Source organism: Microcoleus sp. AR_TQ3_B6 (assembly GCF_036702785.1).
Lineage (GTDB): Bacteria > Cyanobacteriota > Cyanobacteriia > Cyanobacteriales > Microcoleaceae > Microcoleus.
The window spans coordinates 1-4,287 of record NZ_JAUBVJ010000187.1 but is presented as its reverse complement, the minus strand read 5'-3'; the positions used below and the strand labels follow the sequence as shown (position 1 = coordinate 4,287).

Genomic DNA, 4,287 nt, shown 5'->3' with positions numbered 1-4,287 from the left:
ACCAGCGATGCCGAGTGCCTCTGCCTACTTATCCCTTCGATCGCAAACGTTATTGGGTTGAGCCTGAAAAACCTCTAAGTGTTAAGGATTTAGATACACAACTATCAAAGTCGAACGGTACTAGCTTAAGGGGAAATCAGTCCGACCGTACAACGAACCTTCCAGAATTTCAACCACTCAACTCGGCTGAACTTAGTATCCTTGTAGCTCAGCCAAAAGTTGAGCCGAATGGTACTAACTTAAGGGAAAATCAGTCCGACCATACAAGGAATGCTCCAGAATTTCAACCACTCAACTCGGCTGAACTTAGTATCCTTGTAGCTGAGCCAAAAGTTGATACGACACCTGCGATCGCCCAGGGTAATAGCAGTCAATCAAAATTGCGTAGCATTGTGGCTCGTTTGTTGCAAATGAACCCCGATGAAATCGATGTTAATGCACCTTTCCTGGAAATGGGTGCTGATTCGCTGATTCTCATAGAGGCTGTCCACACGATTGAAAACACCTTTGGAATTAAGGTGGCAATTCGCCAGTTTTTTGAAGGGTTGCCTACCATTGATGCTCTAGCTACCTACATAGATAAACATATAACTCCAGAGTGGGCACAAAAAGTTTACCCACAACCAGAGGTCAAGGCTACTGTGCCATCCCAACACTCAGCATTAGCGACAGATGTAGGTGCAAAAGAGGATATATCTAGGTCTGGAGTGCCAAATAAGGTAGAGGAGGTAGGGATACCTAAGACTGCGCTAGAACGAATTATGGCGCAGCAGCTTGAGGTCATGTCTCAACAACTAGAACTCTTAGGCAAAAACGTTGCTAATCCCGAAAAATCTCTTTTAACCCAAACCGCCCTTTTTGAATCTCTCAATCAAAAAGTATCCAATGTTAACACCCCTGCCGAGGCATCCATTCCATCCCAAATCACCACAGATGAATCCTCGGACTCTACATCGAGTAAAACAGAGCCAGATCGAGTTAATGCAGAACCAATTCTACCCCTGCGATCGCGATCGCCCGAACTGAACCTTCGGTTAAGTCCCGATCGGCAACGACACCTTGAGGAGTTAATTTCTCGCTATACGAAGCGTACTCAAAAATCGAAAGAACGAAAGCAAGCCTATAATCCTGTTTTAGCTGACAGCAGAGCTTCTGCGGGGTTTCGTCCTTCTATTAAAGAGATGCTTTATCCCATTATTGGACAGCGTGCCAAAGGCTCCAGAATCTGGGATTTAGATGGTAATGAGTATGTAGACATCACAATGGGGTTTGGGGTACAGCTATTTGGTCACGATGCACCCTTTATCACAGGCGCAGTGGAAGCACAGTTGAAGCAAGGTCTACACCTGGGCCCACAATCCGACCTCGCAGGTGAGGTAGCTGAATTAATTTGCTCCATGACTGGTGTGCAGCGAGTAACTTTCTGTAATTCAGGTACAGAAGCCGTTATGACAGCACTGCGTCTAGCACGCACGGCCACAGGTCGCACCAAGATTGCTTTATTCTCAGGTTCTTATCACGGGCATTTTGACGGAGTTTTGGCGAAAGCACAGACTGTGGACGGACATCTACGTTCTGTCCCCATAACTCCAGGAATAGCACAAAACATCGTTGGAGATGTTTTGGTGCTTGATTATGGTAATCCTCAATCGCTTGAAATTTTGCAGGCGCACGCTCATGAATTAGCAGCGGTTCTGGTTGAACCCGTACAGAGTCGCAGACCCGATTTACAACCCAAAGCGTTTTTACAAAAGCTGAGGCAATTGACGGCAACAGCAGGAACGGTCTTAATCTTTGATGAAATAATCACAGGCTTTCGCATTCATCCTGGTGGTGCCCAAGCGTGGTTTGGTATTGAAGCAGACTTAGTCACCTATGGCAAGATTATCGGTGGTGGCCTGCCTATTGGGGTCGTGGCTGGCAAGGCTATCTACATGAATGGAATTGATGGCGGTCTGTGGAACTATGGAGATGCGTCATCTCCTCATGCGGAAACAACTTTTTTTGCAGGAACCTTCAACAAGCATCCCCTTACTATGGCTACCGCACGGGCCGTACTCAAGCATCTCAAGGAGCATAGCCCAGCCATTCAGCAGCAGTTGAATCAACGCACATCGCAGTTAGCTGAAACTCTGAATACCTACTTTGAAGCCGAGGATGTACCGATCCGCATCGTATATTTTGGTTCGCTGTTTCGCTTCACCTTTTCAGGAAATTTAGATTTGTTCTTCTATCATTTGCTGGAAAAAGGTGTCTATATCTGGGAAGGACGCAACTGTTTTCTATCTGCTGCACATACCGATGCAGATGTTGATTATGTGATTCAGGCAGTCAAGGACAGCATAGAGGAGCTACGAGCGGGAGGTTTCCTACCCAAAAGTTTGGAAAATTTTCCCGAGACCAAGAAAGAGTTAAATGGAGCATCAAGCAGTTTAACAAAACCCTCTACACCTACAGATGCTCTGCTAGCTTCGCCATCTTTAACTACGCTCCTCACCAATGAGAAGCCAGTAGCAAAAAAAGCAGAGAAATTACCCCTAACCGAGGCTCAAAAGCAACTTTGGTTTTTGACCCAACTAGGGGACGAGGGTTCCCTCGCTTACAACGTCTACACAAGCATTCAATTAAAAGGTCCGTTTCATCTGCGTTCAATGTGTCAGGCTGTGCAAAAACTTGTTGAACGCCATGAGACTTTACGGACAATTATTAGTGAGCAAGGAGATTTTCAGGAGATTTTACCCACTCTGAAGGTAGACGTTCCTTTGATTGATTTATCAAGTGTGGGCGATCGCTACTCAGAGTCCGAAGTTGCTGAGTGGTTGAGACAAGAAAGTCAAAAACCTTTCGACCTAACAAAGGAGACTCCCTTTCGCATCCATATCCTCAAGCTAAAAGAACAACTTCACTTGCTGGTATTGACGGCTCATCATATTCTGATCGACGGCTGGTCGATGGGTGTAATCCTACAAGAGTTAGGTGCGTTTTATACGGCTGAGTGTCAGGGAACCATTTGCCAACTTGAGCCACCGAAGCAGTTTAGAGAATACATAGAGTGGCAGGATCGGCAAAGCCAAACTGAGGAAATGGCAACCCATGAATCCTACTGGTTGGAAAAATTTGCCAGCTCAATTCCTGTCTTAGACTTACCAACTGACCGTCCTCGCTCACAAATAAAGACCTATAGGGGTAGCAGGCAAACTACACGGCTTGACGCCAAGCTTTGTCGCGACGTTAAACGGTTCAGCCAAGAGAAAAGCTGTACCCTGTTTATGACCCTCCTGTCGGCATACACGCTTTTACTTTATCGGTTAACAGGTCAAGACGATCTTGTGGTTGGTATTCCTGTTGCAGGACGCTCTCTCAAGGGCAGTGAAAAGCTTATTGGCTACTGTACCCACCTATTGCCTTTAAGAGGTTCCGTCATTGGGTGTTCGACTTTCTCGGAGCATCTAGCAGCTTTCAGAAAATTATTGTTAGATGCTTTTGACCACCAGGATTATCCTTTTGCCAGGTTGATCGAGAAGTTAAAAGGAAGCCAGGACATCAGTATGTCTCCTATCGTTACAGCAACTTTTAACTTGGATCGACCTGTAGCTGTACCAGAAATGTTTGAACTGGAGACAGAGTTATTCCCTTCTCCTATCAATTTTACTGGATTCGATCTCAGCTTAGATGTCCTCGAAATAGGCAGCGAGTTGGAGTTGAGCTGCGATTACAATCCAGACTTATTCGACAGTGCCACGATTGAGCGCCTGCTCGGGCATTTTCAGACAATACTTACCGGGATTGTAGCCAATCCTCATGAGCAAGTCTCAGAATTCCCGATGCTGACAGCCGCTGAGCGACACCAGTTGCTCGTTGAGTGGAATGATACCCATCTAGCGTTTCCTAAGAATTTGTGTATTCATCAGCTATTTGAGGCGCAGGTGGAACAGACGCCGGATGCAGTAGCGGTGGTTTTTGAAGATAAGCAACTGACCTACCGGGAGTTGAATTGCCGTATAAACAAGCTGGCACACCACTTGCAAGCACTGGGGGTAAAACCAGAGGTATTGGTGGGAATCTGTATAGAGCGATCGCTGGAGATGATAGTGGGGTTGTTGGGCATTCTTAAAGCGGGGGGAGCTTATGTGCCGTTAGACCCTGCCTATCCCTCTGAGCGCTTAGCCTATATGTTAAATGATTCACAGATGCCAGTTCTAGTGACGACTCAAAAGTTGTCTGCTGCATTGCCAGAAAACCAAGCGCGTGTTGTTTGCTTGGACGAAGATTGGGGGATAAACTCGG

Annotated in this window: 1 protein-coding gene; it reads left to right on the top strand. The window is 46.3% G+C overall.

The window, feature by feature from the left end:
• Window positions 1-14: 14 nt before the first annotated feature.
• A partial coding sequence (locus QUB56_RS36350) for an aminotransferase class III-fold pyridoxal phosphate-dependent enzyme (RefSeq protein WP_332961210.1) occupies window positions 15-4,287 on the top strand: 4,273 nt, incomplete at its 3' end.